The sequence below is a fragment of the Ottowia sp. VDI28 genome (genome assembly GCF_049532675.1).
Lineage (GTDB): Bacteria > Pseudomonadota > Gammaproteobacteria > Burkholderiales > Burkholderiaceae_C > Ottowia.
The window spans coordinates 613034-638752 of record NZ_CP149820.1 but is presented as its reverse complement, the minus strand read 5'-3'; the positions used below and the strand labels follow the sequence as shown (position 1 = coordinate 638752).

At 64.2% G+C, this 25719-nt stretch carries 22 protein-coding genes and 1 pseudogene; 10 read left to right on the top strand and 13 right to left on the bottom strand.

Annotation, left to right across the window (positions count from 1 at the left end; genetic code table 11):
* The first annotated feature begins 3 nt into the window (after positions 1-3).
* The 7 genes from WJU18_RS02895 (at position 4) to WJU18_RS02865 (ending at position 9128) form a co-directional block, all read left to right on the top strand.
* Positions 4-1698, top strand: a complete 1695-nt coding sequence (locus WJU18_RS02895; protein WP_423458682.1) for an FAD-dependent oxidoreductase — start codon at positions 4-6, stop codon at positions 1696-1698.
* A 183-nt stretch (positions 1699-1881) separates the two neighbouring features.
* On the top strand, positions 1882-3789 hold the full coding sequence (locus tag WJU18_RS02890) for an FMN-binding glutamate synthase family protein (protein ID WP_423458681.1): 1908 nt from the start codon (positions 1882-1884) through the stop codon (positions 3787-3789).
* 642 nt (positions 3790-4431) lie between these two features.
* On the top strand, positions 4432-5205 hold the full coding sequence (locus WJU18_RS02885; RefSeq protein WP_423458680.1) for an ABC transporter ATP-binding protein: 774 nt from the start codon (positions 4432-4434) through the stop codon (positions 5203-5205).
* A gap of 16 nt (positions 5206-5221) precedes the next feature.
* A complete protein-coding gene (locus WJU18_RS02880; RefSeq protein WP_423458679.1) occupies positions 5222-5935 on the top strand; it encodes an ABC transporter ATP-binding protein in 714 nt (237 codons plus the stop codon).
* 60 nt (positions 5936-5995) lie between these two features.
* A complete protein-coding gene (locus tag WJU18_RS02875) occupies positions 5996-7216 on the top strand; it encodes an ABC transporter substrate-binding protein (RefSeq protein ID WP_423458678.1) in 1221 nt (406 codons plus the stop codon).
* A 50-nt stretch (positions 7217-7266) separates the two neighbouring features.
* Positions 7267-8151, top strand: coding sequence for a branched-chain amino acid ABC transporter permease (locus WJU18_RS02870; RefSeq protein WP_423458677.1), 885 nt, complete (start codon positions 7267-7269; stop codon positions 8149-8151).
* Positions 8152-8168: 17 nt separating this feature from the next.
* Positions 8169-9128: a branched-chain amino acid ABC transporter permease gene (locus tag WJU18_RS02865; protein WP_423458676.1), complete on the top strand. Its 960-nt coding sequence runs from the start codon at positions 8169-8171 to the stop codon at positions 9126-9128.
* A gap of 6 nt (positions 9129-9134) precedes the next feature.
* On the opposite strand, the gene WJU18_RS02860 is transcribed toward WJU18_RS02865, so the two are convergent.
* From WJU18_RS02860 to argS, 8 genes and pseudogenes are all read right to left on the bottom strand, one after another.
* Entirely contained in the window at positions 9135-9548 is a 414-nt protein-coding gene (locus WJU18_RS02860) for a PIN domain-containing protein (protein ID WP_423458675.1), read from the bottom strand.
* On the bottom strand, positions 9545-10810 hold the full coding sequence (locus tag WJU18_RS02855; RefSeq protein ID WP_423458674.1) for a THUMP domain-containing class I SAM-dependent RNA methyltransferase: 1266 nt from the start codon (positions 10808-10810) through the stop codon (positions 9545-9547). Before WJU18_RS02855 ends, WJU18_RS02860 begins: the two co-directional genes overlap by 4 nt.
* Positions 10811-10959: 149 nt before the next feature.
* A complete protein-coding gene (gene rpoN, locus WJU18_RS02850; RefSeq protein WP_423458673.1) occupies positions 10960-12528 on the bottom strand; it encodes an RNA polymerase factor sigma-54 in 1569 nt (522 codons plus the stop codon).
* A 43-nt stretch (positions 12529-12571) separates the two neighbouring features.
* Positions 12572-13375 (bottom strand): LPS export ABC transporter ATP-binding protein, encoded by an 804-nt coding sequence (gene lptB, locus WJU18_RS02845; protein ID WP_423458672.1) that lies wholly within the window; start codon positions 13373-13375, stop codon positions 12572-12574.
* An 8-nt stretch (positions 13376-13383) separates the two neighbouring features.
* Positions 13384-14013, bottom strand: a complete 630-nt coding sequence (gene lptA / locus WJU18_RS02840) for a lipopolysaccharide transport periplasmic protein LptA (RefSeq protein ID WP_423458671.1) — start codon at positions 14011-14013, stop codon at positions 13384-13386.
* Positions 14014-14126: 113 nt separating this feature from the next.
* The gene (locus tag WJU18_RS02835) at positions 14127-14744 is read right to left on the bottom strand and encodes a thiol:disulfide interchange protein DsbA/DsbL (RefSeq protein ID WP_423458670.1); all 618 of its coding nucleotides are present in this window, start codon (positions 14742-14744) and stop codon (positions 14127-14129) included.
* Positions 14745-15049: 305 nt separating this feature from the next.
* A complete protein-coding gene (locus WJU18_RS02830) occupies positions 15050-15769 on the bottom strand; it encodes an SPOR domain-containing protein (RefSeq protein ID WP_423458669.1) in 720 nt (239 codons plus the stop codon).
* Between the two features lie 11 nt (positions 15770-15780).
* Positions 15781-17455: pseudogene (argS, locus tag WJU18_RS02825) on the bottom strand (arginine--tRNA ligase).
* A 62-nt stretch (positions 17456-17517) separates the two neighbouring features.
* Between argS and WJU18_RS02820 the strand changes: the two are divergent.
* Positions 17518-18516: a glycosyltransferase family 2 protein gene (locus WJU18_RS02820; protein WP_423458668.1), complete on the top strand. Its 999-nt coding sequence runs from the start codon at positions 17518-17520 to the stop codon at positions 18514-18516.
* Between the two features lie 84 nt (positions 18517-18600).
* Here the strand turns inward: WJU18_RS02820 and WJU18_RS02815 are convergent, their stop codons facing one another.
* The 4 genes from WJU18_RS02815 to WJU18_RS02800 form a co-directional block, all read right to left on the bottom strand.
* The gene (locus tag WJU18_RS02815) at positions 18601-19425 is read right to left on the bottom strand and encodes a ChbG/HpnK family deacetylase (RefSeq protein WP_423458667.1); all 825 of its coding nucleotides are present in this window, start codon (positions 19423-19425) and stop codon (positions 18601-18603) included.
* Positions 19412-20974: an ArnT family glycosyltransferase gene (locus WJU18_RS02810; protein ID WP_423458666.1), complete on the bottom strand. Its 1563-nt coding sequence runs from the start codon at positions 20972-20974 to the stop codon at positions 19412-19414. The genes WJU18_RS02815 and WJU18_RS02810 overlap by 14 nt, the downstream gene beginning before the upstream one ends.
* A 149-nt stretch (positions 20975-21123) precedes the next feature.
* Positions 21124-21570, bottom strand: coding sequence for a DUF2214 family protein (locus WJU18_RS02805; RefSeq protein WP_423458665.1), 447 nt, complete (start codon positions 21568-21570; stop codon positions 21124-21126).
* Between the two features lie 10 nt (positions 21571-21580).
* Positions 21581-22489 (bottom strand): LysR family transcriptional regulator, encoded by a 909-nt coding sequence (locus WJU18_RS02800; protein ID WP_423458664.1) that lies wholly within the window; start codon positions 22487-22489, stop codon positions 21581-21583.
* A 178-nt stretch (positions 22490-22667) separates the two neighbouring features.
* Between WJU18_RS02800 and WJU18_RS02795 the strand changes: the two genes are divergently transcribed.
* Positions 22668-24896, top strand: a complete 2229-nt coding sequence (locus tag WJU18_RS02795) for a malate synthase G (RefSeq protein ID WP_423458663.1) — start codon at positions 22668-22670, stop codon at positions 24894-24896.
* Positions 24897-25027: 131 nt separating this feature from the next.
* On the opposite strand, the gene WJU18_RS02790 is transcribed toward WJU18_RS02795, so the two are convergent.
* Complete coding sequence (locus WJU18_RS02790) at positions 25028-25417, bottom strand: TraR/DksA family transcriptional regulator (RefSeq protein WP_423458662.1); 390 nt, start codon at positions 25415-25417, stop codon at positions 25028-25030.
* Positions 25418-25485: 68 nt separating this feature from the next.
* Between WJU18_RS02790 and WJU18_RS02785 the strand changes: the two genes are divergently transcribed.
* Positions 25486-25719, top strand: a complete 234-nt coding sequence (locus tag WJU18_RS02785; protein WP_423458661.1) for a cysteine-rich CWC family protein — start codon at positions 25486-25488, stop codon at positions 25717-25719.

Sequence of the window (25719 nt, the reverse complement as noted above, 5' to 3'; positions counted from 1 at the left end):
TCCATGGCAGAAACGATGGAGGTCGATCTGCTCGTGGTCGGCAGTGGCGCGGCCGGCATGACCGCCGCCATTGTGGCGGCGGCTGAAGGCCAGCGCGTGCTGGTGCTGGAGAAAGCCGACGTGGTCGGCGGCAGCACCGCCTATTCCGGGGGCGTATGCTGGGTGCCCGGCAGCCATCTGGCCCGGCGCGCCGGGGTGAACGACAGTCTTGAAAAGACACTCACCTACTTGCAGGCCTGCCTGGGCGAGCGCTTCGACGAGGAACGCCTGCGCCGGTATCTGGCATTGGCGGTAGACGCCATCGAGTATCTCGAAGCCCGATCCGAGGTGGCCTTTCTGCTGCGGACCACCACGCCGGACTATTTCTCCGAGCGCGAGGGAGGCACCGCGGGCGGCCGCGCCCTTGAAGCACTGCCCTATGACGCCCGCGCACTGGGCAAGCGCTTCGCCGACGTGCGCTCGCCGCCGCCGGAGTATCTGGTGCTCGGCGGAATGATGGTGACGGTGGCCGATGCCACCAAGATCCTTGCGCGCTTCCGTACCTGGGACGGATTCAGCCACACCGCCAAGCTCGTGGCGCGCTATGCCCTGGACCGGCTTGCCTTGCGGCGGCGGGGCACGCGCCTGGTGGTCGGCAACGCGTTGGCGGCGCGCTTTTACGCAAGCTTGCTGAAGCTGAAGGTCCCTGTCTGGCGTAGCGTGCAAGTGGCAGAGCTGCTGAAGGAAGGCAGCCGAATCACAGGTGCCCGTGTCATGCGGAACGGACAGCCCATGACCGTGCGTGCGCGCAAGGGCATGGTGCTGGCCACAGGTGGATATCCCCACAACCCCCAGCTTCGCCAGCGCTACTTCACCGCAGGCGCTGACGACTACTCCGCCGTGCCCGAGTCCGCCACGGGAGACGGCATCGAGCTGGCACTGGCAGCAGGTGCCGCGATGGGACCGCTGCCCGCGACGCCAGCTTTCTGGTCACCGGTGTCCGTGATTCAGCGTGCCGATGGCAGCCGCTGGAATTTCCCGCACCTGATGATGGATCGCTCCAAGCCGGGTGTCATTGCCGTCAACGCGCGCGGCGAACGCTTTGTGAACGAGTCGACCAACTACCATGACTTCACCCAGGCCATGCTGAGGCAGAAGGACGCCGTGGGCTCTCAAGCGGCGTTCCTGGTGTCGAGCCAAGCGCATCTGGACCGGTATTGCTTCGGTTTTTCCCATCCTGATGCGGGCTGGCAGCGCCAATTGGTGAAAAAGGGTTACATGCTGCGCGGCGATTCGCTCGATCAGTTGGCCGCGCAAATGAAAGTGCCCGGCGAGCAACTGCGCCGCACCGTCGAGAATTTTGACCGCGCTGCGGCATCCGGAACCGACCCGGCCTTTGGCAAGGGATCCACGCCGTACAACCGGTGTCTGGGCGATCTCACCCATCAGCCCAACCCCTGCCTGGCCCCTCTGGGGCAGGGGCCCTACTACGCCATCGCACTGCAGCCCGGCGACATCGGCACCTGCCATGGGCTGCATACCGATCTGGATGCCCGGGTGCTGGACGATGCCGGTCAGCCTATCGAGGGGCTGTATGCCTGCGGCAACGACATGAACTCCGTCATGTCAGGGCTCTACCCAGGGCCCGGCATCACGCTCGGCCCGGCCATTGCATTCGGGTATGCCGCTGCGCGGCACGCCGCGCAACGCGCCGCTTGATCTGATCTGCCGAAGGGCTGGCGGCCGGGATCACACCAGCCCATCTTTGCAAATCAAGGCGCGCCGATCGGCTCGGACCATTGACATCGCGGACACGTATGATGTTCTCCACATCCGCCGCGGCTGAACCTGTGCCGCCGTTCGCCATCCCGGCGCGCTCCATGCGCGCCCCCCGGAGAGCCAATGTCCACATCCGCACCACCCCTGACGCCTTCCAACACCGTCCGCTACAGCACGCTTGCCCTGTGCGTGCTCGTGCTGATCCTCAGCCTGTTCTCGATGATTGCCTTCGGCCGCGGCGGGCTCTGGTTCCTCCTCTCTGGCCTGCTGGTGGCGCTGGGGGTGTATGACCTCAACCAGACACGCCACGCCATCCTGCGCAACTACCCTGTGCTGGGGCACCTGCGCTTCGCGCTGGAGTTCATACGGCCAGAGATCCGCCAGTACTTCATCGAGAGCGATACGGAGGCACAGCCTTTTTCCCGGGCGCAGCGCTCGGTGGTGTACCAGCGCGCCAAGGGTGATCCGGACAACCGGCCATTCGGCACGCAACTGGATGTGGGCGCTGAAGGCTATGAGTGGATCAATCACTCGTTGCACCCGACGAAGATCGAATCGCACGATTTCCGTATCTGGATTGGCGGCCAGCCCGGCCAACCCCACGAGGGCACAGATGCCTGTACGCAACCCTACAGCGCGAGTGTGTTCAACATCTCGGCGATGAGCTTCGGCGCGCTGTCAGCCAACGCGATCCTTGCCCTGAACCAGGGCGCCAAGATCGGCGGGTTCGCGCACGATACGGGCGAAGGCTCGATCTCGCAATACCACCGCGTGCACGGGGGCGATCTGATCTGGGAAGTCGCCTCGGGCTACTTCGGTTGCCGCAACCCCGATGGCAGCTTCAGTCCGGAGCGCTTTGAAGCCCAGGCACGCGAGCAGCAGGTCAAGATGATCGAGATCAAGCTCAGCCAAGGCGCCAAGCCGGGGCATGGGGGCATGCTGCCGGGCGCCAAGGTCACGCCTGAGATCGCCTCCGCACGCGGCATTCCGGTGGGCGTGGACTGCATTTCCCCCGCCACGCACAGCGCGTTTTCCACGCCCGTCGGCCTGCTGCAGTTCGTGGCCGAGTTGCGGCGCCTCTCGGGAGGCAAGCCCACGGGCTTCAAGCTGTGCATCGGCCACCCTTGGGAGTGGTTCGCCATCGCCAAGGCCATGCTGGAGACCGGCATCACGCCTGACTTCATTGTGGTGGATGGGGCCGAAGGCGGTACGGGCGCAGCGCCGGTGGAGTTTGTCGATCATGTGGGCACCCCCTTGCAGGAGGGTCTGCGGCTGGTGCACAACACGCTGGTGGGCATCGGCTTGCGTGACCGCATCAAGATCGGCTGCGCCGGCAAGGTGATCACTGCGTTCGATGTAGCGCGCATGCTGGCCCTGGGGGCCGACTGGTGCAACGCAGCGCGCGGCTACATGATGGCGCTGGGCTGCCTGCAAGCGCAGAGCTGCCACACCGGCCGCTGCCCTACCGGCGTGACCACGCAGGATCCGTTGCGCCAGAAAGCCTTGGTCGTGGGCGACAAGGCGCCTCGCGTGGCGCAGTTTCATGCCAATACACTACATGCGCTCAAGGAGTTGCTGCAGGCCGCCGGCCTGAAGCACCCCGCTCAAGTCACCACACACCACATCGTCCGGCGCATCGACGACACCGAAGTGCGCCTGCTCTCCACCCTGCTGCCGAGCGTGGAGCCCGGTGCAATCCTGAACGACCTGGCCCATTTACCGAACGTGTTCCGTCTGTACTGGCCGCTGGCCAGCGCGCACAGCTTCGCGCCGCAGGAACCCGCGGCCAGCGAAGCGCCTCCGGATCTGCGCGATTCGCATGTCAGCCACAAAGGGCGCGCGCCCTCCTCCGCACGCGACGTGGCGCGCGAGCTGCAGCCCGCGCAGCAACCGACGCCGCCCTCGGAGCATCCGGTCACGGCGGAGCAGGCGCCCGCCCCCGCGGCCACGCCTGCTTCACCCACGCAAGTGCCGCCGGGCTGGGCCGCTTCGGATGGAGATGCATCGAACCCACCGGCCGAAAAGCTGTAACGTTTTCGTCAAAAAGATTCGACAGCCGAGCGGAGCGAAGCCTGACTATTCGAGGGCCGAGCGCAGCGATGGCCCGAGCCACGGGTCCCCTCTGCCCGCGCTGAGAAGCGCAGGGCAAGGGCACTGCAAGATGCCCTTGCTTCGTGCTCTAGCTTGCTGCAGCTGTTTGAGCGGCGTGAACGAAGTGAACAAAGCGAGTTCTGCAGCACCGCCCCTTGGCCGAGCATCGCAGGCTGCCCGGAGCGCAGCGCAGGGACGCGGGCAGTGGGGTCGCCTTTCTTCTGCCTACTCTTCTTCGGCCGGCGATCCGGGGGCCGGCCATCCGGTGGCGACGCAAAGAAGAGTAGGTGCACTGCCGGGGGCAATCCCGGCCTCCGACCCCAAATCAAACAGCTGAAGGTCATTAGGAAGCAGAAGGCCGTTCAGATCAACCCACCGTGAAAGCCCCCACCCCGACCCTCCCCCAGAGGGGGAGGGAGATGAGGCTGCTTGCACCACCGTGGTGCCCGCCATCAAATGTCGTCCGCATGACATTGGTTACAAGGGGGAACCCTCTCAGGTAAAAACCCCAATCGGCACGGAAGAAAGCGCCGCACATAATCCGCTCGTCCAACGAATCAGCGGGTTACGAGAGCGGGTCGCATGGGTTCAAGCATCATTTTGGAAACTCGAGGGCTCGTCAAGGAGTTCAAAGGCTTTGTGGCTGTCAACGATGTCAGCCTGAAAGTAGAGCGGGGCACGATCCATGCGCTGATCGGCCCCAATGGCGCAGGCAAGACGACCTGCTTCAATCTGCTGACCAAGTTCCTCGAGCCCACGCGCGGCCAGATCCTGTTCGACGGCCATGACATCACGCGCGAAAAACCGGCGCAGATTGCCCGGCGCGGCGTGGTGAGATCGTTCCAGATCTCTTCCACCTTTCCGCACATGAGCGTGCTGGAGAACGTGCGCGTGGCGCTGCAGCAAACGCTGGGCACGATGTTTCACTTCTGGAAATCCGAGCGCTCGCTGAACCAGCTCAATGACCGCTGCATGGAATTGCTGGGTTTCGTGGGCCTGGCCGATTTCGCGCACATCAAGGCCGTCGAGTTGCCCTACGGCCGCAAGCGGGCTCTGGAAATTGCCACCACCCTGGCCATGGAGCCTCAACTGATGCTACTGGACGAGCCCACGCAGGGCATGGGCCTGGAAGACGTGGAGATGATCACACAGCTCATCAAGAAAGTCGCCGCCAGCCGAACAGTGCTGATGGTGGAGCACAACATGGGGGTCGTGGGCACCATCGCCGACACGATCACGGTGCTGCAATTCGGGCAGGTGATCGCCGAAGGGCCTTACGCTGAAGTCTCGCGCAACCCGAAGGTCCTGGAAGCCTATATGGGAAGCGCGGACGAAACCCTTGTTTCGCACGCTTGAGGATCTCGTCACCGACATGAGCACTTCATCCACACCAGCCATCCAGCTCAAGGACGTGCACTCCTGGTATGGCGAATCGCACATCCTGCATGGCGTGAACATCGATGTGAAGCGGGGTGAGGTGGTTTCACTGCTCGGCCGCAACGGCGCCGGCCGGACCACCACGCTGCGCGCCATCATGGGTCTCGTGGGCAAGCGCACCGGCTCGCTGCTGGTGAACGGGACCGAAACCGTGCGCATGGCGCCGCACCAGATCGCCCGCCTGGGCCTGGGCTACTGCCCCGAAGAGCGCGGCATCATGACTTCGCTCACCTGCGAGGAAAACCTGATGCTGCCGCCCAGGATCGCCGAGGGCGGTATGGAGATCGGTGAAATCTATGACATGTTTCCGAACCTGAAGGCGCGCCGCAACAGCCCTGGCGGGCGCCTCTCGGGAGGTGAGCAGCAGATGCTGGCCGTGGCGCGCATTCTGCGCACGGGCGCCAAGATCCTGCTGCTGGATGAAATCTCGGAGGGCCTTGCGCCCGTGATCGTGCAGGCGCTGGCCCGCATGATTCACGCGCTGCGCGCGCGCGGCTTCACCATCTTGATGGTGGAGCAGAACTTCCGCTTTGCCGCCCCGCTGGCCGACCGCTTCTACGTCATGGAGCGCGGATTGATCATGCGGGAGCTTTCTTCCGCCGAGTTGCAGGACAACATGCAGATGCTGCATGAGTCCCTGGGGGTCTGAGAACGTGTTCCGCCCCGACGAGAGCATTTTTTTCGCTGCTAGACAAAAGGAGACAGCCCTATGAAACGCAAACTATTGTGCTCGCTGATAGCCGCTCTCGGCCTGACCACCGCTGGTCTGGCACAGGCCCAGATCTCGGGCAACGTGGTCAAGATCGGCGTCATGAACGATATGTCGGGCGTGTACGCCGACATTGGCGGCCCGGGCTCCGTGCTCGCGGCCAAGATGGCGGTGGAAGACTACCTGAAGGCCAGCAAATCCAAGCTGAAGGTAGAGATCGTTTCGGCCGACCATCAGAACAAACCGGACATCGGTTCCAGCATCGCCCGCAAGTGGTATGACTCCGATGGCGTGGACATGATCGTCGACGTACCCACCTCCTCGGTGGGCCTGGCGGTCAGCGAGGTCACCAAGGAAAAAGGCAAGGTCCACGTCAACACCGGCTCGGCCGCCTCCGACCTGACGGGCAAGGATTGCTCCCCCAATACGGTCCACTGGCTCTATGACACCTGGATGCTGGCGCACGGCACCGGCAGCGCGGTGGTGAAGAGCGGGGGCGACACCTGGTTCTTCCTGACCGCCGACTACGCCTTCGGCCATGCCCTGGAGCGCGACACCTCCGAGGTCGTGAAGGCCGCCGGCGGCAAGATCGTGGGCAGCGTGAAGGTGCCTCTGGCCACGCAGGACTTCTCCTCCTTCCTGCTGCAGGCGCAAGCCTCCAAGGCCAAGATCGTCGGCCTGGCGAACGCGGGTGGCGACACCATCAACTCCATCAAACAAGCATCCGAGTTCGGCATCGTCAAGGGGGGCCAAAAGCTCGCCGGCCTGCTGGTGTTCCTGCCCGACGTGCACGGCCTGGGGCTGCAAGCAGCACAAGGCCTGAACATCACCGAAGCCTGGTATTGGGACCTGAACGACGCCAGCCGCGCCTGGACCAAGCGCTTTGCCGCCGCCAACAAAGGCAAATACCCCTCCTCCGATCACGCGGGGGTATATGCAGGCGTGCTGCACTACCTGAAGGCCATTGATGCCGCCAAGACCGACGATGGCACCAAAGTCGTAGCCAAGATGAAGGAAATGCCCACCGACGATCCGTTGTTCGGCAAGGGCAGCATCCGCGCCGACGGCCGCAAGATCCACCCCGTGTATCTGTTCGAAGTCAAGAAGCCGAGCGAATCCAAGGGTCCTTACGACTACTACAAGATCAAGCAGACCATTCCGGCCGATCAGGCGTTCCGCCCGATGGCCGAGGGCAACTGCCCGCTGGTGGCCAAGAAGTAACTTAGCCACCGTCAAGGCAGGCGATCCACAAGGCACGAACGAGACCGCGCATGGAAGTTTTCGGTATTCCTCTCCAGGCCATGATGGGGCAGTTGCTAATCGGCCTCATCAACGGCTCGTTCTACGCCTTGCTCTCACTGGGGTTGGCCGTCATCTTCGGCCTGCTCAACATCATCAACTTCGCCCACGGGGCCTTGTACATGCTGGGCGCTTTTGGCGCCTATCTGCTGATGAATCAGCTGGGACTGGGATATTGGTGGTCTCTGCTGCTGGTGCCGATCCTGGTGGGCATCGTCGGGGTGGTCATCGAGCGCACCATGCTGCAGCGGTTGTACAAGCTGGACCATCTCTACGGCCTGCTGCTGACTTTCGGCCTGGCGCTGCTGATCCAGGGCTACTTCCGTAACGAGTTTGGCTCTACCGGCCTGCCCTATGCCATTCCGGAGCAACTGGCGGGTGGTATCAACCTGGGCTTCATGTTCCTGCCCAAGTACCGCGGCTGGGTGATCGTGGCCTCTCTGGTGGTCTGCCTGGCCACCTGGTTCGTCATTGAGCGCACCAAGCTGGGGGGCTACCTGCGCGCGGCGACCGAAAACCCGCAACTGGTGCAGGCTTTCGGAATTAATGTGCCGCGCATGATCACGCTCACCTACGGATTCGGCGTGGGTCTGGCGGCGCTGGCCGGTGTGATGGCCGCTCCGATCTATCAGGTCAGCCCGCAGATGGGGGCCGATCTGATCATCGTGGTGTTCGCGGTGGTGGTGATCGGCGGCATGGGTTCAATCATGGGCGCCATTGTCACGGGCTTCGGCCTAGGGCTGATCGAGGGGCTCACCAAGGTGTTCTACCCCGAGGCGTCAAGTACCGTCATTTTCATCATCATGACCATCGTGCTGCTGATCCGGCCGGCGGGTCTGTTCGGCACCCAGAAGTAAGCGAGAACCGGCAAGCCATGACCGCGCCCATCTCCACCACCGAACCGGCGGCCAGCACCACGCACCGCAACGTGTTCATCGCCATGGCGGCGGTATTTGCCTTGGCGCCCTTCGCGGGCGTGTACCCCGTATTCATGATGAAGGTGATGTGCTTCGCGCTCTTCGCCTGCGCCTTCAATCTGCTGCTGGGCTTTGGCGGCCTGCTCTCCTTCGGGCATGCCATGTTTCTGGGTGGCGCGGGCTACGCCTCGGCCCATGCCGCCAAGAGATGGGGCTTCCCGCCCGAGCTGGCGATCCTGTTCGCCACGGTGTGCGCAGCCGCCCTCGGCTGGGTAGCGGGGTTGCTGGCCATTCGCCGACAGGGCATCTATTTCGCCATGATCACGCTGGCGCTGGCCCAGATGGTGTTCTTCTTCAGCCTGCAGGCCCCGTTTACCGGTGGCGAGGACGGCATTCAGGCCGTGCCGCGCGGCAAGCTTTTCGGCTTCATCGATCTGTCTCAGCCGGTATCGATGTATATCCTGGTGTATGCGATTTTCATCGGCGGCTTTCTGCTCATCTACCGCATCGTGCATTCGCCCTTCGGGCAGGTGCTCCAGGCGATCCGCGAAAACGAGCCCCGCGCCATTTCGCTGGGCTATGACGCTGACAAATTCAAGCACCGCGCGTTCGTGCTCTCGGCCGCGCTCTCTGGCTTGGCCGGCGGTACCAAGGCACTCGTGTTTCAGCTCGCCTCGTTGACTGATGTGCACTGGGGCATGTCGGGCGAGGTCATTCTGATGACCTTGGTGGGCGGCCTTGGCACCATTTTCGGCCCTGTCGTAGGCGCGGCGGTCATTGTCACCATGCAGAACTACCTGGCTGAGCTGGGCTCCTGGGTGTCGTTGGTGCAGGGCGCTATTTTCGTGGTCTGCGTGCTATTGTTCAGGCGGGGGATCATGGGTGAAATTGGAGCCTGGTTGAAGAAGTCGCTGTGAGCGCGTTCAAATCGGCCAAGCCGGCAACACTCTCGCCCCCAAGGCCCGCATGGCCCGCTTCAAAGCCAGTACCGCGGCGTCCTTGCTCAGCAGCAACGCCCCACGCTGAACCGCCAGATCAATGAAGGGTTGGTCGTCGGCGTCCGCACAACGGCAGGAAGCCACCGGCGCGGGTTCCACCATGCGGGCAAGCCGATCGAATTCAGCCATGACTGCAGCCGAGGTCAAATCCCTGGCCTCCAGACGCGGCACCACCCTTGGGTAATCCAGCACACGAGCCAACTCCGCGCGCATCTGCCCGGTGGCCAGCCATACCGCATCTCCAGCTAACAATGCGGCCCGCAGCGGCGCGGCGGCAGGATCCGCGAACACCAGCAAATCCAGCGCGACGTTGGTGTCGAGTACCAGTTCGGCCGTCATGCCACTGGAGATGCCCGGCCCGTCAGATCGAAACGGAACAGCCGGCATTCGATGGGACCGTTCCACATCGGCACCCGGCGCGATTCCTTCAGCCGTAGACGGCCAGGGAGCTTGAGATCGGGCGTCAACAGCCAGGCACTCCAGCCCGCGTAGTGTGACTTCCAATGCGCACTGAGCTGACGGAAGAAATCGTCGCCGGCGTCGACCTCGGCCGCCGTCCCCGTCCCTTCTCCCCGCGCGCGCGCCAGTGTGCCGCTCTGGAAAGCCTCGCGGCCCCGGCCGGCCACACCCGCGGCAGCGATACGCTCACCATAGGGTGGGTTCATGACGATCACGCCCGGTTGGGCGCTTGGCGGCATGCGTTGCAGCGCATCGCCGCCGCGCAGTTGCACGGCATCAGCCACGCCAGCGCGCTCTGCATTGCGTTGGGCAAAATCGACCATGCGGTGGGCCACGTCGCTACCGAAGACGGGCACGTCGGCAGACCTGCGCTCGCCTTGGGCTTCGCTTTTCATGGTTTGCCAGCTTGCGCGATCAAATGGTCTCAATTGCTCGAAACCAAAGGATCGCTGACCGCCCGCGGGCAGCCCTAGCTGAATCTGCGCCGCCTCGATGACGATCGTGCCGCTGCCGCAGCAGGGGTCATACAGCGGCACTTCCTGCACCGAGCGCGTAGCAGGCTGCCACCAGCCGCTAGCGGCCAACATGGCGGCTGCCAGGGTTTCCTTCAGCGGCGCGTCACCCTTGTCCTGGCGCCAACCGCGCTTGAACAGCGGCTCGCCCGAGGTGTCGATGTACAGCGTGGCAGTGTCGACCGTGAGGTGGGCATGCAGGCGCACATTCGGCGCATGCGTATCGATGCTGGGACGTACACCGCCCCGTTGGCGGAAACGGTCGGCCACGGCATCCTTGACGCGTAACGTCGCGAAATTCAGGCTCTGCAGCGGACTGTGCTGCGCCGTCAACTCGATGCGAAAGCTCTGGCGAGGCGTGAACCATTCTTCCCAAGCCACGCCTGAGCCGAGCCTGTAGAGATCTTCCGCGTCGCGATAGGGGCCGTGCGCCAGCTCGATCAGCACCCGCTGCGCCAGGCGGCTGTACAGATTGAGGCGCAGCGCGCCCGCCCAATCGGTGCGCACGCGCACACCCGCGCGCACGGTGAGCAAATCACTGCCGACCAGGCCCGTGAGGCCGTGCACTTCATCGGCCAGGAAACCTTCAACGCCGGCGGCGCAGGGTAGGAAGAGGGTCAGTTGGTTCATTTGATCGGGACGCGGCACAGGCCAGTAAGGGGTGATTGTCGCTCCCGCCGAGGGTGGCAAGCCTTGCCCGCCGGGATCGCCGGGCTCCAGCCTGGCAGCAGCGTGTACAAAACCCCTCTTGCCGAGCTGGAGCTCGGCGGTCCCAGGGGTTACGCCAGCTTGCGCAAGCTCGCCACGGGAATGCGCAGCCCTTCGCGGTACTTGGCCACCGTTCGGCGGGCGCAATCGATGCCTTGCTCCTTGAGCATATCGGCGATCTGGTTGTCCGATAGCGGCTTCTTCGTGTCCTCGGCGGAGATGAATTGCTTGATGAGCGCCCTCACCGCCGTACTGGAGGCATTGCCACCGGCTTCCGTCCCCAGCGCAGAGCCGAAGAAGTGCTTCAGCTCGAAGGTGCCCTGCGGCGTGGCCATGTATTTGGCGGTCGTTACACGGCTGATGGTTGATTCATGCACGCCCAGCTCGTCGGCCAGCTCGCGCTGCACCATGGGACGCATGGCCAGTTCGCCATGGACAAAGAAATTCTTCTGCCGCTCGACGATGGCCTGTGACACGCGCAGGATGGTGTCGAAGCGCTGCTGGATGTTCTTGATGAACCACCGGGCCTCCTGCAAGCGCTGCGCCAACGCCTGGTGGTTCTCGCCGCCTCGACCGCCGCGCAAGGCACCGGCATAGATGTCGTGCACGCGCAGACGCGGCATCACATCGGGGTTGAGCTGCACACGAAAGCGCTGCTGCGCACCCTGGCCGCTGCAGGTGACGATGACATCCGGCACAATGGCATTACGCGTGACATCCGCAAAGCGCCGCCCCGGCTTGGGTTCCAGCCGGCCAATATAGGCCATGGCAGCGCGCACCAGGTCTTCGGGTTCACCCGTGGCCTGGGCAAGCCGCCGTGCATCGCGCCGCGCCAACAGGTCCATGGCGCCGTGCTGAGTACAAATCTGCAGCGCCGCGGCGACAAGCGCCTGCTCCTGCGCGCCCAACCCTCGCTCATTCTGGCGGCTCTTGAGCTGCAGCGTGAGGCATTCAGCCAGGTTGCGCGCGCCGACGCCGGCGGGCTCCAGTGATTGCACGAGCCTGAGTGCCAGTGTGAAGCGGTGCACCAACTCTTCCATCTGCTCCTGGCCGTCGTTCTCATCAAGGAGGGTCGCGGCCAGTTCAGCGAGCGTGTCTTCGAGGTAGCCATCCTCGTTCAGCGACTCGATCATGAAACGCACGGCCGCCGCATCCTCCGGCATCAGGCGCAGGGACAAGGCCTGGCGGTGCAGGTGATCGGTCAGAGACTCCTGCGGCGTACCACGCTCGCCGGGGTCGAGTTCGTCGTCATCTTCCAGATTGTTACGGCGGGCGGGCGCATCGCCTCCCCATTCACCGTCGTCGGGCTGGGTTTCCACGCTGCCATCGCCGTCCCAGCTTTCAGCGACCAGGGTCTCGCCCCTGGCCCCGTCGGTATCGCCGAAATCGTCTGTGCCAGCCTCCGCGCCCTGTTCGCTGGCGCGGTCGCCTTCGCTCACGCGGGTATCGGCGCGCGCAAGGCCGAATGCCTCGCGGTCGGCGTCTTCTTCTGCGCGCTCAAGAAAGGGATTGTCGTCCAGCATCTGCTCGACTTCGCTGGCCAATTCCAGCGTGGACAGCTGCAAAAGCCGGATCGACTGCTGTAGCTGGGGCGTGAGCGCAAGATGCTGGGAAACGCGCAGTGAAAGGCCGGGTTTCATGCCGTCACCGCCGCGCCGGTGTACTCAATAGCGTGTTCACGCTTCAGAGCCGGAAGTGTTCGCCAAGGTACACACGCCGCACTTCAGGATCGGCAACGATCTCCTCGGGGGTACCTGCGGCCAGCACACGGCCTTCACTGATGATGACCGCATGGTCGCAGATGCCCAGTGTCTCGCGCACGTTGTGGTCGGTGATCAGCACACCAATGCCGCGCCCTTTGAGAAAGGCGATGATGCGCTGGATTTCGATGACGGCAATAGGATCGATACCGGCAAAGGGCTCATCCAGCAGAATGAAGCGTGGCTGCGTGGCCAGCGCTCGCGCGATCTCCACGCGGCGGCGCTCGCCCCCGGAAAGCGAGGGCGCGGGCGAATCACGCAAATCGTTCACGTGAAGCTGCTCCAGCAACTCCGTCAACCGGCGCTCGATTTCGGCCTTGGGCAGCGGGTGGCCATTCTCGTCCTGCTGCAATTCGAGCACGGCCCGCACATTTTCCGCGACGGTGAGCTTGCGGAAGATCGAGGCTTCCTGTGGCAGATAGGAAAGGCCCAGCCGCGAACGCCGGTGGATCGGCATGTGCTCGATCGGCTGGCCGTCGATGCTGATCTGGCCGCCATCGGCGCGCAACAGGCCGACGATCATATAGAACGACGTGGTCTTGCCAGCGCCGTTGGGGCCGAGCAGCCCCACCACCTCGCCATTGCGGACCGTGAGCGATACATCATGCACCACGCGCCGCGCGCCATAGTTCTTGCGCAGGCTTCGGACCTCCAGACGGCTGGAGCCGGGCGCCGCTGCCTGGGACGGCGAGACGGCGGCGTTGAGGACGGGGGCGGGCTGCTCCACCTGCCCACTCACTGGGATGGCCCCGTGGAAGGCCGCAGCGGCACGGCGGACTCCGCCCCGGAGGCTGGAGCAGGTGTACCACGCGGCGCCAGAATAGCCCGCACACGTCCGCCAGCCCCCTTCGAAGGGGTGGCACCCGCGGAACGCGCCGCGCCATCGACGGTGTAGACCTCGGTGGTGTTGTTGTAGACGATGACCGCCCCCGTGACTTCATCCTGCATGGTGGAGCCAGCCAGGCGCCGCATCTCGGCACGGCGGATAAAGCGCACGGTGTCGGCCTTGCTGTCGTACTCGATGGTGTCGCCTTCGCCTTCGATGTATTCGTCCAGGCCTTCGCGCTTCTGGCGGAAGAAAGCCCGCTTGCCCGGCTCGGCATACATCACGCCGAACTGATTGCCCGCCGCGTCCTGCCGCACCTCCAGACGCGCGCCGCGCATCACGATGGTGCCTTTGGTGGCCACGACGCGGCCGGTGAACGTACTGAGCTGTTGCTGGTCTTCGTAGCGCAGCGTGTCGGACTCGATGTTCATGGGCTTCTCGCGGTCCGCCCGCTCAGCCCAGGCGGGGCTCCCAGCCAGAACGCCCGCCAGCAACGCGAAAGCGCAGCCAAAGGCCCGCAGTGGGAAAGGTGATTTCATTGAAGGCACGGTTTTTGCTTCGATTCTCGGCTCCATTCTAAGCCGCAGACAAAAAAGCCCGCTCAAAAGCGGGCTGATGAAGCGGCAAAAACCAGGGCATTTCGCCCCGAGCTTCAGGTTTTGACCAACTGATTGGTGATCTGAAGCATGCGCTCGAAGCCACCGGCCATGGAACCGTCGGTGTAGTAGCGCCCGCCGATCCCCAGGGCTGGCGTACCTTCGACCTTGTAGGCTTCCTGCAGTTGCACGGCGCGGCGAACTTTGCTGGCGACGCCGAAAGACTTGTAGGCTTGCTCGAACTTCGCGCGGTCCACACCCTGCTCGGCCATCCAGGGGAACAGGACATCGGGCTTGTCGAGGCGCTTGCGCTGGTTCTGCAGGGCATCGAACACCTTGGCGTGGACCTTGTCGACCCCGCCGACGGCCTCCAGGGCGTAATAAATGCGCTGCAGCGGCTCGAAGCTGCTCTGGAAGCCCACATGCTCGAGGCGTACCACCACATTCTTGGGAGCCGATTTCTTCCATGCGGCAAAAATAGGCTCGAAATGCATGCAATGCACGCAGCCGTAGGAGAAGAACTCGATCACCTCCACTTGGCCGGCCGGCGCATCGACCGGAGCCGCAGGCTTGATTTCCACGTAGCCCTTGCCTTGTTGCGCATGCGCCGGCAAAGCCAGAAACCCGGGAAGCGCCGCTGCAGTGGCACCTAAAGCAAATTCACGACGATTCATAAAAAAACAAGCTCCAGTATCAACAGGCCGTCAGAGCCGGCAAGCAGGCCGCGAGTTCCGCAACCGAGGTAGTCAAGGCTCGATTATTGATGTTTTAAGCCAATTTCGCCGAAGAAACGACATTTACCCGCGGTAACCCCGCCGCCCTCACCCCAACCCTCTCCCGCAGGCGGGAGAGGGTTGGGGTGAGGGAGTCAAGTCAGAAGGCCGCGGAGCAGGCCATACGTGAGTAGCCGCGGAGCTGGCTTCGCCAGGCCGCTGGCTGCGTCCCCCTGGGGGGAAGGCGCGCCAGCGCCTCAGGGGGGTCACTTCTGCACTCTAACCAAAGCCACGTCCATTCCGTTGCCGCTCAGCCGCTCTTTCACGCGGTCGGCAGCGTCCTTGTTCTGAAACGGACCGACGCGCACACGATAGACCGTGCGGCCGGCCTGCTCACGTTCGGTCACGCGGGATTCGACGCCCATCAACGAAAGGCGCGCCCGCTGGGCTTCGGCTTCACCAGGATTGCGAAAAGCACCGGCCTGCACGAAGTAGGCGAATGGATCTGGCGCCGTGGAGGCCGTTGAAGGCGTGCTGCTGCCCGCCCGCGAAGCCACCAGATCACCCAGAGGATCAGCGGAAGGCTGGCGGGCCGCCGTGGCCGAAGAGGCCCGGGGAGCGGGTGCCGACGCCTGCGCGGCGGGCCGCGTGGGCGGCTTGACCTCAGCGGGCGCGGGCAACGCCACGGCAGGCCCCGGCGCTTCAGCCGGCGCAGGGATGGTTCGCGGCACCGGCTCAGGCGCGACAGTGCCACTGGTGGCCGGCGCAGCACCATTGCGGCCGCGCAGAAGGCCGTTGGGATCCCAATCCTTGTTTTTCTCGGCCTCGGCGGCATCCTGCCCGCTGGTACGGGAGGAATTCTTGTTGAGGAAAGGCACGGGCACCTTGGCCACGTAGATGGCGACGCCCAATGCTACCGCCAAGCCCACCATCACCCCCAGGATCACGCCCAGGAAGGTACCTCCAGATTGCTTGTTCAATTTCATGTTGTGAATGATTACATCTTGGCGGGGGCCGACACGCCCAGCACCGACAGGCCATTGTGCAACACCTGGGCGGTGGCGGCGACCAAGGCAAGGCGCGCCTTTTTCACCGCCTCGTCATCCACCAGGATGCGTTCGGCATCGTAGTAGCTGTGGTAGCTGGCCGCCAGCTCACGCAGGTAGAAGGTGATGTCATGCGGCGCAAAATCCTGAGCAGCGGCCGTCAGGACGTCAGGGTACCTGGCCAGCTGAAGCATCAGGGCCTGGGCAGCGGGTGTGTCCAGCGGCGACAGATCGGCTTCGAGCAGGCTGGCGGTGTCGCCGCCCCAGGCTTCGAGCACCGAGCAGATGCGCGCGTGGGCGTACTGCACGTAGTAAACCGGGTTGTCGTTGTTCTTGGAAACCGCCAGATCGACATCGAAGGTGTATTCGGTGTCGGGCTTGCGCGAAAGCAGGAAGAAGCGCACGGCATCGGCGCTGGTCCATTCGATCAGATCGCGCAGAGTGACATAGCTGCCGGCACGCTTGCTGATCTTCACTTCCTGGCCGCCCCTGACCACGCGCACCATGGTGTGGAGCACGTAATCGGGGTAGCCCGCCGGGATGCCGACACCCGCGGCCTGCAGGCCGGCCCGCACACGGGCGATAGTGCCGTGGTGGTCGGTGCCCTGAATGTTCACGACCTTGTGGTAGCCGCGCTCCCATTTGGTGATGTGATAGGCGACATCGGGCACGAAATAGGTGTAGCCGCCGTCGGTCTTGCGCATGACGCGGTCTTTGTCGTCGCCGTAGTCCGTGGTCTTCAGCCACAGGGCGCCGTCCTGCTCGTAGGTCTTGCCAGCGTCGATCAGACGCTTGACGAGTCGCCTCGACCCGGCCACTGGTATAGAGGCTCGATTCCAGGTAGTACTCGTCGAATTTGAGGCGGAAAGCCTGCAGATCCTTGTCCTGCTCGTGGCGCAGGTAGGCGACAGCGAACTGGCGGATGCCGTCGAGGTCATCGGCCTTGCCGCTGGCGGTGAAGCTGCGGTCGTCGGCCTGAACGGTCTTGCCGGCCAGGAAATCGGCGGCAATGTCGGCAATGTAGTCGCCGTTGTAAGCGGCTTCGGGCCATTCGGCATCGCCGGGTTTGAAGCCGCGCGCGCGCAGCTGTGTGGAGTTGGCCAGCGTTTCGATCTGCACGCCGGCGTCGTTGTAATAAAACTCCCGGTGCACGCGCTGACCCTGCGTTGCCAGCAGGTTGCAGATGGCGTCGCCCAAGGCCGCCTGCCGCCCATGGCCGACATGCAGCGGGCCGGTGGGGTTGGCCGAGACGAACTCGACGAGCACGCGGTCTTCCCCAAGGGGTTTCTTGCCGTACTCCCCTTTTTCCTGCAGCACTTCGCGCACCACCTGCTGTTTGGCGGCGGGCGTAAGGCGCAGGTTCAGAAAGCCGGGCCCCGCGATGTCGATGGCGCCGACCCAGCGCGTGAACGCAGGCGTAGCTCCGAGCGCGGCCTTGAGCTGTTCGCCCAGCGCGCGCGGGTTCATTTTCAGTGGCTTGGCCAGTTGCATGGCCGCATTGCAGGCCAGATCGCCGTGCGCGGCCTGCTTGGGTGAGTCGAATGCAGCCTGGGCGCCCGCGCCCGGCTGCAGCTTGTCGAGCTCGTCCGCCAGGGCGGCGAGCAATTCCTTCTTGACGGATGGCATTTGCTGATTTTAAAGCGTTGCCTTCCCCCAAAAGCCCGCAGGCTTTGGCATGATGCTGCCCCATGCCTGATAGAAGCCAAAGCACACCCAGTATTTCCTGCGTGATGCCTGCCTACAACGAATCCATGGGCCTGACGGCCGTGGTGGAGCGGGTGCTGGCCGCGCTGGCCGCGCTGTCGCCCCAGGTGGAGATCATCATCGTCAACGATGGCAGCCGGGACGACACCGGTGCCGTGGCGCGCCGCCTGTGCCAAGCGCATCCCGAGGTGCGCCTGCTGGATCTGTCGCGCAATTTCGGCAAGGAGTCAGCCCTGACAGCAGGGCTGGAAGCGGCCCACGGAGACGTCGTGGTCATGATGGATGCGGACGGCCAGCATCCGGAGTCCCTGCTGCCCGAGATGCTGGAAAAATGGCGGCAGGGCAGCGACGTGGTCTATGCCGTTCGGCAATCACGCGAAGACCAATCGGCCCTGCACAAGCGGCTCGTGGGCATGTTCTACAAGCTGGTCAATCTGGGCAATCAGGTGCAGATCCTCGCTGGCGCCGGCGATTTCCGTCTGCTGGACCGGCAGGTGGTGGCTGCGCTCAACGCCCTGCCGGAGCGCCATCGCTTCATGAAAGGCCTGTATGCCTGGGTCGGCTTCCCGGCTACGGCCATCAACTACGAGCCCCTGGAGCGCGAAGGCGGCGAAAGCAGCTTCGGCTTGCGCGGCGCCTTCCGCCTGGGCGTGACCGGCCTGCTGGCGTTTTCCTCGGCGCCGCTGCGCGTGGTGGGCCTGCTGGGCCTGCTGCTGTCGGTATTGGCCTTGGGCTACGGCGGCTGGGTGGTGATCGAATATTTCTGGTGGGGCATCAATGTGCCCGGCTATGCCACGCTGGTGGTCGGCATGATGCTGCTGAGCGGCGTGCAACTGGTCTCCATCGGCCTGCTGGCGGAGTACGTGGCCCGGATCTACGATGAAGTCAAGCAGCGGCCGAACTATCTGGTGGCGGCTCGGGTGGGGCAAGGGCTGGACGCCGCAAAGGCCTATTCGGCGGCTGAAGGGCCAACGGACGCGTGACTCAACCGCCGCGCGTACGGGGAAACGAATGCCGAGCTGGAGCTCGGCGGTCCCAGGAAGAGACGCCGCTGGTGGTGATCTTTCCTAGCGCTGATAGAGCTCGGAACCCCGTACCAACCGGACAGCCTCGGAGCGGAGCAGATCCGCAAATGCCGGGCCTTGCAGGAAGGCCATTTCGCGTACGCGTGCCGGGCTGATCTCGTCGCCGGCGTCGGGCTGCGCGGAAGGGTGGCACATCAGCACAGCGCCGTCAGGCGCTTCGGCCAGCCAACGGGCCACGTGCCGCGCGTACACGTCCTCTTCCGCCTCAAAACCATAGATACCGCTCAGCACGGCACTGGTGGGCACGCCCTCTCGCGCGGCCAGGCTCGTGAGCGCATCTGCGCCCATGGCGGCGATGATCTTTCCTTTGACATCAAGCCGCCGGGCCGCCGGCCGCGATACGCGCATCCAGGGCAGCCGGGCGCCATACCGGCGCGTGGCAACCTGAATCAACGCCTGGCGGATGCCGGCAAACTGCTGGATGTGCTGATGGCCGTCGATATGGTCGGGCGGCGCTTGCCAGGCAGCCTCGAAGGCATCCAGCTGGCGCTCGATTTCCACACGCGCTGCCGCCTGGTCGAAACCGCCGAACATCGCTCGCCGCATGGCCGCCCCCAAGCGGAGACCGTGGCCGGCCGCTTGCGCGAAATCACTCGTCCAATCCAAGTGCAGACCGACATCCAGCACGCCACGCCATTCGGCAAGCCGCCGCGCATCCTCATGCCAGCGAGGTGACAGCACCATGGCGCTGGTCGCGCTCAGCCTTTGCTGGCCCGCCAGCCGCAGCACGGCTTCGGAGACGCCCGCGCTCATGCCATAGTCGTCGGCGCACAGGACCACGCGCCGCCCTCCCTCAGTGGTCGCCATGAGCAGGCTCCGATTGAGGTGAGCGCACATCCTGTGGCTGCAATCGCGACAACGGCGACCACCCCAGCCGCCAGGCCCAACCCGGCCAGGCCCATTGCGCGCCCGGCGGCAGCTCCTCTGCCGGGAACACCTCGATGATGCGGGCGTTCTTGAGCTCCTCGGCCGAAATCCAGGGGCTGGTACTCGGATCGCCATTGATCAGCACCTTGGGATGCTCCGGCATGCGCAAGGAAAGCGCGCCCGCGATGGCGGATCTGCCGCTGATGATGTCGATCGGACCGCCCAGCGCCGCACGCGCCTTGGGCGCCAACTGATCAGCCAACTCCTGGCTGGGAAAATACTGCCAGTGGCCGGTATTCAGTGATGACAAGCCTTTGGGCGAAGTGGCCCAGAACTGAACCAGGGTCAGCCCCTGTATCACGCAGAACGCGACCCATGCGGCCCGCTGGGCGGCAGACGTGCCCAGGAACGTGAAGGTCTTTGGCTTCAATGCAAGCATGGCCGGAAGCGTCCAGAGCATGAAGGCCGTCCCCCAATGCTTTTGCAGCTCCACACCCATCCCCAGGCCCAGGCCCAGGCCCATCATCAGCAGCATCGGCACAAAGCCCCACAACAGCCAGAATTCCCGCCAGACGGCAGGCACCTCGGGCGCGGGCTCAGGGAGAACCGGCTCCGCCCCCGAAGCCTTCGCCCGGCGAGAAGCCCAGGCCAACGTGGCGCCAACCACCATCCAGGCGGGCATGGAACGGTTGAGCAGCCAATCGGCCAGCCATTCCACCGAAGCGCGCACTCGCTCAGCGGGCGACAAACCAATGCCCAACGAGGTTTTCTCGGCGTAATGCAGCGGCGCCCAATCGTGGTGAATCAGCCACAACACATGCGGCAGGAAGATCATGCAGGCGATCAGCACCGCCAGCAGCAGGCCCTTGACATGCGCCGGTTCACGCCACCAGCGCATGCGCAGCCACCACAGGCCGATACAGATCCCGGCCAGCGCCACCTGGTACTTGGTGAGCATGCCCAGTCCCATGGCCACTCCGATGGCAGCCCAGGCGCCCCAACTGTGGCGCAGCGTCAACCGCCAGGTCATGGCCACGCATACCGCGATGGCCGGCATCATGACGACGTTGTGGTTGAAGTAGTGAAGCCGCTGGTTGTAGAGGGTGATGCACAGCGATGCCAGCAGCAGCACGGTCGCAATGCGCCGGCCATGCACCGCGCGGAGCACATACCAGAAGATCGCGTGCGCGCCGAGAATGCTGAAAGCGCCGAGAACATAGGTCAGCGGAGGCCCTTGCGGGGCGATCAGCGATGCGCCGGCCAGGATCCAGGTGGGCAGCGGCGGGTGTTTGAAATAGCCCCACTCCAGCGAGTGCACCCACACCAGTTGCTCGATGTCATCGAACGGCGGCGTGCGGGCGCACCACGCGAGCAGCAACAGCCAGGCGGCGGCATAAAGCCCGAGCAGCAATGGCAGGCGCGATTCATTCAGTACCAATGCCTCGTCGCCGGCAGGTAGTGGGCGTGCCTTGGCATCGGCAACGGTCATCTTCTGAAGCTCTTTACACAAAAGAAGAGATTGTGCCAAGTTGTGAAAGCGGGCGATGCCTGTACTGCCAAGTCAGCCTGAAAACAGCACCGTCATCATGCGCCCATGATCTCAAGGCTCTCAAGGCGGGCCATCCCGCCATGTACCTGTTACCCGAAACCACGCGCCAGGAATACGGCCGCCAGCGGAATCACGGCCACCAGGTGGGTCTCGATCATCACCAGACGCCGCACGCCGCGCACTTCGCCTTCGGGCGGCAGCGACCCATCAGCCTCGAGCGCGCTCCGCCAGCGAGCGATCCGCCGCGTGGGGCCGAGCATGAGCACCACAGCCACCACGAAAAGCGTTAATTTCAGGTGCAAAAGCGGGTTGCTCCAGTACCACGCGGCCCCCTTGGCCCCCCAGAAGATCCGAGCCAGTCCCGTGCACAGCACCGCGGCTGTGGCGATCCACAGGATCCTGTCGAGCCGCGCCAGCCGCCCGACGATGGCGGCATTGAGCCACTCGGCACGGCACAGGGCCGCCTGGCTGGAGGCAAACACGATCCAGGCGAGAAAAGCGCTGATGTGGAAAAAGGCAAGCCAAGCTTCAGTCATGGGACGAATGCTACCCGCGCCAGAAGGCGGGGTCGCCATAGCGCGCTTTCAGGAAATCCACCCACAGGCGCACACGCAATGGCAGATGCTTGGTGGGATGGGGCAAGATGGCATAGATGCCATTGGGCGGCGCGGCAAAATCTTCCAGCACGGGCACCAGCAGGCCCGCAGCGATCTCCTGCTCCACCTCCCAGATGCTGCGCCAGGCAATGCCATGCCCTGCCAGGCACCAGTCGTGCAAGACCTGGCCGTCGGAGCAATCCAGCGGGCCGCCGGGGCGCAGGTGAGTGACCTCACCCTCTTCGCTGAAAGCCCAACCACGCGTTTGAGAGGCATCGCTGGAGAGAACCAGGCAATCGTGCTGCGCCAGCTCGCGAGGGTGCCTCGGAGTACCGTGGCTCCGCAGGTATCCGGGTGTCGCCACGCACAGGCGCCGGTTGTCCGCCAGGCGCACGCTGATGAGCGATGAATCCGGCAGATCGCCTACCCGTACAGCACAGTCGTAGCCTTCGCTGGCCAGGTCGATCACGCGATCGGACAGGTTCAGCGAGATGCGAAGGCGCGGGTGTTCGGCGTAAAAGACCGGCACCAGTGGCGCCACATGCCTGCGCCCAAAGCCCCCTGGGGCCGTGATGCGCAAGTGTCCGCTGGCCTGCAGGCCGCCCGCCGACACACTGGCCTCCGCGCCGGCCACCTCGGCAAGAATGCGCTGGCAGTCGTCCAGGAACGCCGCGCCCTCATGCGTGAGGGCGATACGCCGCGTAGTGCGCACGAGCAGTTTCACGCCCAGGTTCTCTTCCAGCGCGTCGAGCCGCCGGCTCACCACCGCCGGCGCCACGCCCTCGGCGCGCGCCGCAGCGCTCAAGCTGCCGCGTGTGGCCACAGAGGCAAAAGTCTCGAAAGCCTTGAGCTTGTCCATGCTGCGAAATTATGCGGGTGCGGATGAGAATACCGAATGAGTAACAGATTTATCTTTGCGTTTTAGTCAAATGTTTTTCTATTTTTGGTTTCTTTTATACCGAAAACAAATCGAATATATTTAATCAACTCCCTTTCCCTCCGGGTGAGGGAGATTTTTACTTTTCAGCTCCATCCACATGACCAAACGCACCAAGACCCACGACCTGCAAGTCGCCACCGAGCTCTACGATTTCGTCAATCGGGAGGTCCTGCCCGTCGTAGGCGTCGATCAGGGCGATTTCTGGCAAGGCTTTTCAGCCATCGTGACCGAGCTGGCGCCGAAGAATCAGGCGCTGCTGGCCGAACGCGACCGCTTGCAGAAGGAGCTGGACACCTGGCACCATGCCAATCCCGGCCCCATCAAGGACATGCGCGCTTACCGCGCTTTCCTGGAAGGCATCGGCTATCTGGTGCCGGCCCCCGAAAAGGTGCAGATCACCACCACCAACGTGGACAAGGAACTGGCCTTGCAGGCAGGCCCTCAACTGGTGGTGCCCATCCTGAACGCCCGCTACGCCCTCAATGCGGCCAACGCACGCTGGGGCAGCCTGTACGACGCGTTGTACGGCACCGACGTGATCCCCGAAACCAAGGGGCTGGAAAAAGGCAAGAAATACAACGCCCGCCGCGGCGCCAAGGTCATCGAATGGGCACGCCATGTGCTGGACCGGACTGCACCGCTCAAGCGCGGCTCTCATATCGACGCCATCGGCTACGTGGTGAAAGACGGTGAGCTGGTGGTCAAGCTCAAGGGCGGCAAGAGCAGCAAGCTGGCCGACAACGGCCAGTTCAAGGGCTATCAAGGCGAGGCCAAGGCGCCCTCTTCCATCCTGCTGGAGCACAACGGCCTGCACCTGGATATCCGCATCGACCCCAAATCGCCCATCGGCAAGAATGACCCGGCCGGCGTGAGCGACCTGGTGGTGGAAGCCGCCGTCTCGACCATTCTCGACCTGGAAGACTCCGTGGCTGCCGTCGACGCCGCGGACAAGGTACTCGGCTACCGCAATTGGCTGGGCATTCTGCGCGGCACGCTGACCGAGTCGTTCCAGAAGGACGGCAAGACCACGACGCGCGGGCTGAACCCTGACCGCGTCTATACGGCGCCCGGCGGCAAGAAAGAGATCTCGCTGCACGGCCGCTCGCTCATGTTCGTGCGCAACGTGGGCCATTTGATGACCAACCCGGCCATTCTGTGGAAAACCTCCGAAGGCGACTGGAAGGAGATTCCGGAAGGCATCATGGACGCGGCCATCACCACCGCCATTGCCATGGTTGACCTGCAGGGCCAGGGCGAGAACGGCCTGCGCAACTCGCGTACCGGCAGCGTCTACATCGTCAAGCCCAAGATGCACGGACCCGCCGAAGTGGCCTTTGCCAGCGAGCTGTTCGGCCGCGTGGAAAAAGTGCTGGGCCTCGGCGAGAACACCGTCAAGCTGGGCATCATGGATGAAGAGCGCCGCACCAGCGTCAACCTGAAGGCCTGCATCGACGCCGCCAAGGCGCGCGTGGCGTTCATCAACACGGGCTTCCTCGACCGCACCGGCGACGAGATGCACAGCTTCATGCAAGCCGGCCCTGCCTACCGCAAGGGCGACATGAAGACCAGCACCTGGATCCAGGCCTACGAACGCAACAACGTGCTGGTCGGCCTGGCCTGCGGCTTGCGCGGCAAGGCGCAGATCGGCAAGGGCATGTGGGCCGCGCCCGATCTGATGGCCGAAATGATGAAGCAGAAGATCGGCCATCCCAAGGCCGGCGCCAACACCGCCTGGGTACCCAACCCCACCGGCGCCACACTGCACGCCATGCACTACCACCAGTTGCTGGTCAGCGATGTGCAAAAGCAACTTGAAAACGAACTGGCCAAGGCGGACATCAACGCCCTGCGCGACGAACTGCTGACGGGCCTGCTGACCATTCCCGTGGTGCCCGAAGCCAAGTGGACGCCCGAGGAACGCCAGCAGGAGCTGGACAACAACGCCCAGGGTATTCTGGGCTACGTGGTGCGCTGGGTGGACCAGGGCGTGGGCTGCTCCAAGGTGCCCGACATCCACAACGTGGGCCTGATGGAAGACCGCGCCACCCTGCGCATCTCCAGCCAGCACATGGCCAACTGGCTGCTGCACGGCGTGGTGACCAAGCGCCAGGTGCAGGCCACTCTGGAGCGCATGGCGGCCCTGGTGGACCAGCAGAACGCTGGCGACCGAGCCTACATCCCCATGCACGGCAACTTCAAGAAATCCATCGCCTTCAAGGCCGCGTGCGATCTGGTGTTCAAGGGGGTGGAACAGCCCAGCGGCTATACCGAGCCCCTGCTGCATGCAGCGCGGCAGAAGGTGAAGAAAGCCTTGGCAAAAGGCTGATCCCCGTCAGGGCGCAGGTTGCATGACCGCCTGATCCGCCACCACGGAGCGGGCTTGGGGTGGTAGCCGCGGAACTGGCTTCGCCGGGCCGCTGGCTGCACCCCCCGCCCGAAGAGAGAGGGGAAGGCGCGTTAGCGCCTCAGGGGGTTGCTCTCCTTCTCCCACTTGGATTTGCAGGCCACGCAATGCTGCGTCATGGGCTCGATCCTCAGGCGCTCGAAAGGAATGTGGCATCCGCATTCATCGCACCGGCCGTAGCTACCCTCCTCCATGGCGTCGAGCGCGCGGTCGATGCGCGCCAACTCCAACTCGTCAAGGGACGTAAGGGCCGCATCCACCTCGCGCGTCTGGTTGGCCAAGCTTGCGTTTTCGTTTTGCGACACACTGCCCGCCGTGTTTTCGGAGGGCGTCAGGTTGGCAAGGTTCTGCACCATCTGCGACTTGAAGTCGCGGCGGCGCTCCAGCAGCAGATCCTTCAACTCTTTCAGTTGGGGAGCGGTCAAGGGCTGGTTCTGGGACATGTCGGGTTCTCCTGAAGTTCGCACCATCTGCTTTCACCTATGCTTCAGAATACCACCTGATTGACCGCATGAGTTCTGAAGCCCTCAACCCTTCGCATTGCCCCCTCTGCGGCGCACCCAACGCGTGTGCCGTGGAGATCGAACGCGCCACGGGGCAGCCCCAAGGGCCCTGCTGGTGCATGCAAGCCAGCATCAGCTTTCCCCAAGCCTTGCTTGACCGGGTGCCCGGGCCGGCCCGCGGCCTGGCTTGCATTTGCCGCGCCTGCGCGGAAGCAGCCGAGAAGGCAGCGCCACACCCATAG